The sequence below is a fragment of the Bacteroidota bacterium genome (assembly GCA_034723125.1).
GTDB lineage: Bacteria > Bacteroidota > Bacteroidia > CAILMK01 > JAAYUY01 > JAYEOP01.
Window position 1 is genome coordinate 1 of record JAYEOP010000400.1, and the last position, 4052, is coordinate 4052.

Consider the following 4052-nt stretch of genomic DNA (forward strand, 5'->3'; position numbering starts at 1 on the left):
TTTGGAGAAAAAGTGGGATTTACTAATAAAAGCATTGAATTAGTAAAAGACACGAATATAGGAGAAATAAAAATTTTTGCAGAGCAAGTGTCTTATAGCAATGTAATATCAGTAGAGTTGACAAGAATGGATTTGATTGCTTTTAAGTTTTCTAAATTACCGGATAGTTTTAGAATATTTCAGTTGATAGAGAATGAGTACAAAGAGATAAAAAATGTTGATTATGATGAAATAGGAGATAGTTTATTTTGTTGGATAGAAGAACAGGATTCTTTAGTGTTCAAATATTCCGTTAACGGTGGACTGATGGATACCTTAATATTATTTAAGGAAAATGAAACCGCTAATTCACTGAAAAAACTTAAAATAAAGACAACAATAGATATTTACGGAAATAAATTTATTAATTTTAAAACAAACAGACCATTAAAAAAGATTAACAAAAACAGGATAAAAATATTAGAAGACAGCAATAGCTTTAAAGACAATTTTGAAATAAAAAAGTTAGGCAGAAGCATTAGCAATTATGAGTTTCATTTTAAAGTTAAAAAAGGGAAAAGATATAATATAATCATGGCGGATAGTTGTTTTAAAAGTGATAACAATAGTTACAACGACACAGTTGCTTTTGGATTTAGTGTCATGAAAGAAGAAGAGCTGGGAATAATAAATCTTGATTTAAAAAAGGGAATAAAAAAGAATATAATTGTTGAACTAATTGATTCTAAGGATAAATTAGTTAGGAAAAGAATCATTAAAAACACACAACAAATTACTTTTGACTTTTTGAAAGTCGGTAGTTATAAAATCAGGTTTATTATTGATGAAAATTCTAATGGTAAATGGGATACAGGAGAGTTGAACAAAAGAAAACAAGCAGAAAGAGTACTATATTTTGATAAAACAATTGAACTAAAAGCAAATTGGGAGCTAACAGAGGAATTTGAGATTAGCGATTAGTTTTAATAATTTTGTAGAGCTTATCAGAATTCCTGATAATTGAAGAAACAGGCATAGAAAAATTATCACCTTTATTAACGATATTTACACTTTCGTTTTCTAAGCGAAGTTCCTTAACTGTCATTTCCAATACACCTGTTGTTGGTCCAGTAATAATAATTTTATCACTAATTTTTAGAGTTCCTGATTGTAATTCAAATTCACCAACCATTATTTTTTTAAAATATTTTTTACCTTTTCCTAAATAAATCTTTTTTGTCGTTGCTTTTGAGCCATATATTTCAGCATTCCATTCGTTAAGATTTTTTCCAAGGAAATGACCATCCCAAAAGCCACGATTAAAAACAGTTTCAAGTCGTTTGTTTAAACTCTCAACGTATTTAGCATTGTAGCTTCCATTTTGTACGGAAGTAACAGCATCTTTATAAACCTTAGTAACAGTTTTAACATAATCGGCAGAACGTCCGCGTCCTTCAATCTTAAAGACCTTAACACCCGCATCAAGAATTTGATCAATAAACCCAACTGTGTTTAAGTCCTTGGGAGATAAGATATATTGATTACTAATTTTCAGTTCGTTATTTCTATCATCTTTAATACTGTATTCTCTGCGGCAATTTTGATAGCAACCACCTCTGTTGGCAGAAGAATTATCCATGTGATGACTCAAAAAACATTTCCCTGAAATAGCCATACACAAAGCACCATGAGCAAATACTTCAATTCTTATTAATTTTCCCGAAGGTCCAGTTATTTTTTCTTTTTCAATAGCAGTAGTAATTTTTGAAATTTGATTAAGAGAAAGTTCACGTGCAAGAACTATTACATCAACAAATTGGGAAAAATACTTAACACTTTCAATGTTTGAAATACTTAATTGGGTAGAAGCATGAATAGGAATATTTATTTTTTTTGCGTAAAGCAAAACAGATTGGTCGGTTGCGATAATAGCATTTATCCCATTTTCTTTTGCAGATGAAACTATCTTTTTCATCAAGTTCAGGTCTTCATCATAAAGAACAGTGTTTACGGTAATGTATGATTTAATATTGTTTTTCTTACAAATTGATGAGATTTTTTTGAGGTCGTCAAGAGTAAAATTGTTGGAGGAACGAGACCTCATATTTATATATTCCACACCGAAATACACCGAATCGGCTTCGCCTTGAATTGCTGCCATTAAAGATTCATAAGAACCCACGGGAGACATTATTTCTATGTTTTGAAAATCGGACATTATAAAAATGTTTTTTTAAAAAGAGAAAATATTGTTTTTGAATCGGCAAAGTTACTACCGATAGATAGTTTTTGTTGTGGTAATTAAATAAATTATTAATTGTGCATCTTTGAATGTTTCACGTGAAACATTTCCACCGAAAGTAAATTAATTTGATAATGTGGAGAATCTAAGTGTCTAAAAATTAAGGTTGCAGAAAGAAAAATAATATCATGCATTTTAAGAAGTTGATAATATTTTATATTAATTTTATTTTCAGTAAACTAAGCAAAAACGTTCTAAATCTAGAGCGATAAAAACAAAAAACGTTCTAAAAAAAGAACGATAAATACGATAAACGTTCATAAATAAGAACAAATATTTAAATTATTGTTCTTTTATTAGAACAATATACTACCTTTGAACTAAAATAAAATACTATGGAAAAGCTATATAGGACGTTTGACCTAAAATTAAAAGCGATAAAAACTGATATTCGAAGGTCTTTATATGCAAATTTTGACTGGGATGAAAGGCTAATTTCTCTGATAGGAGCAAGAGGTGTTGGAAAAACAACTATTTTGTTACAACACATAAAAGAGAATTTTAAAATAAATAATGAAATATTATTTGTAAGCCTTGATGATGTTTTTTTTACAACAAATACACTCATAGACTTAGTTGAAATATTTTATACCAAAGGAGGAAAATATTTGTTTATTGATGAGGTTCATAAATACCCCAATTGGTCGAGAGAAATAAAAAATATTTATGATACTTATGCTGATTTAAAAATTGTATTTACAGGCTCATCAATTCTAGAAATTTATAAAGGTGAAGCAGACTTAAGTAGAAGAGCAGTTAATTATGAACTTAAAGGGCTTTCGTTTAGAGAATATCTAAAAATAAAGCACAAAATTTCATTTGATAAAATAATGCTTGATGATATAATTACAAACCATAGAGAAATAAGTGGGGAAATTACAAAGGAAATACATCCGTTAAAGTACTTTTCTAAATACTTAGAGGGAGGATATTATCCATATTTTTTGGAAGGGGAGAAATACTATCATCAAAAAATTAACAACACTTTGAATTTGATGTTGGAAATAGATTTGCCGTCAGTTGTAGGATTGAACTATGCCAATGTTTATAAAATCAAGAAGCTGTTGTATATTTTATCCGAAACAAGTCCTTACAATCCTAACATTACTAAGCTAAGCTCACAAATAGAAACAAATCGTGCTACTACTCTTCAATTTCTCAGCTATCTAAAAAGATCAGATATATTACATTTGCTAAAGTCATCGGGTAAAGGAGATGGTATTCTAACAAAACCTGACAAAGTTTATCTTGAAAATCCAAACTTAATGTATGCATTAGCAAGTAAAAGCCCGAATATTGGAACAGTGAGGGAAAGTTTTTTTATGAATCAACTTGCAAATTTACATGAAGTATCAACAGCAAAAACAGGGGATTTTCTTATTGACGAAAAGTATATTTTTGAGGTAGGAGGAAAAAATAAAAGTTTTGAGCAAATCAAAAATAACAAAAATGCATTTATTGCTTCCGATGATATTGAAACCGGATATGGAAATAAAATACCATTGTGGTTATTTGGATTTTTATATTAACGGCTTTTCTTTGAAAACTCATAAGGGGGATTCTATAAATACATTCGCAACAAAATCATTTGTCGCACAAAAACCATTCGCGAATTCGTGGCAAATTATTTCTCTCCACAAAAAGTTAAAAAAGAAAAACAATTCCATTGTATTAGTCTAACAAAAATTATTGTTTTACTTTTGAGAACAATAAAATCAGCTATTTTGTTCAAAAACATTATTAAAATATTTTCAGGAACATTTATTTCAAG

The 4052-nt window shown here is 28.8% G+C and carries 3 protein-coding genes; 2 read left to right on the plus strand and 1 reads right to left on the minus strand.

The window, feature by feature from the left end; genetic code table 11:
• Nucleotides 1-960, plus strand: a 960-nt coding sequence (locus tag U9R42_10715) for a hypothetical protein (GenBank protein ID MEA3496496.1), incomplete at its 5' end; no start/stop codon positions are given.
• On the opposite strand, the gene U9R42_10720 is transcribed toward U9R42_10715, so the two are convergent.
• Complete coding sequence (locus tag U9R42_10720; GenBank protein ID MEA3496497.1) at nt 950-2197, minus strand: peptidase U32 family protein; 1248 nt, start codon at nt 2195-2197, stop codon at nt 950-952. The genes U9R42_10715 and U9R42_10720 overlap by 11 nt on opposite strands.
• 419 nt (nt 2198-2616) lie before the next feature.
• On the opposite strand from U9R42_10720, the gene U9R42_10725 reads away from it, so the two are divergent.
• On the plus strand, nt 2617-3810 hold the full coding sequence (locus U9R42_10725; GenBank protein ID MEA3496498.1) for an AAA family ATPase: 1194 nt from the start codon (nt 2617-2619) through the stop codon (nt 3808-3810).
• Nucleotides 3811-4052 lie beyond the last annotated feature (242 nt).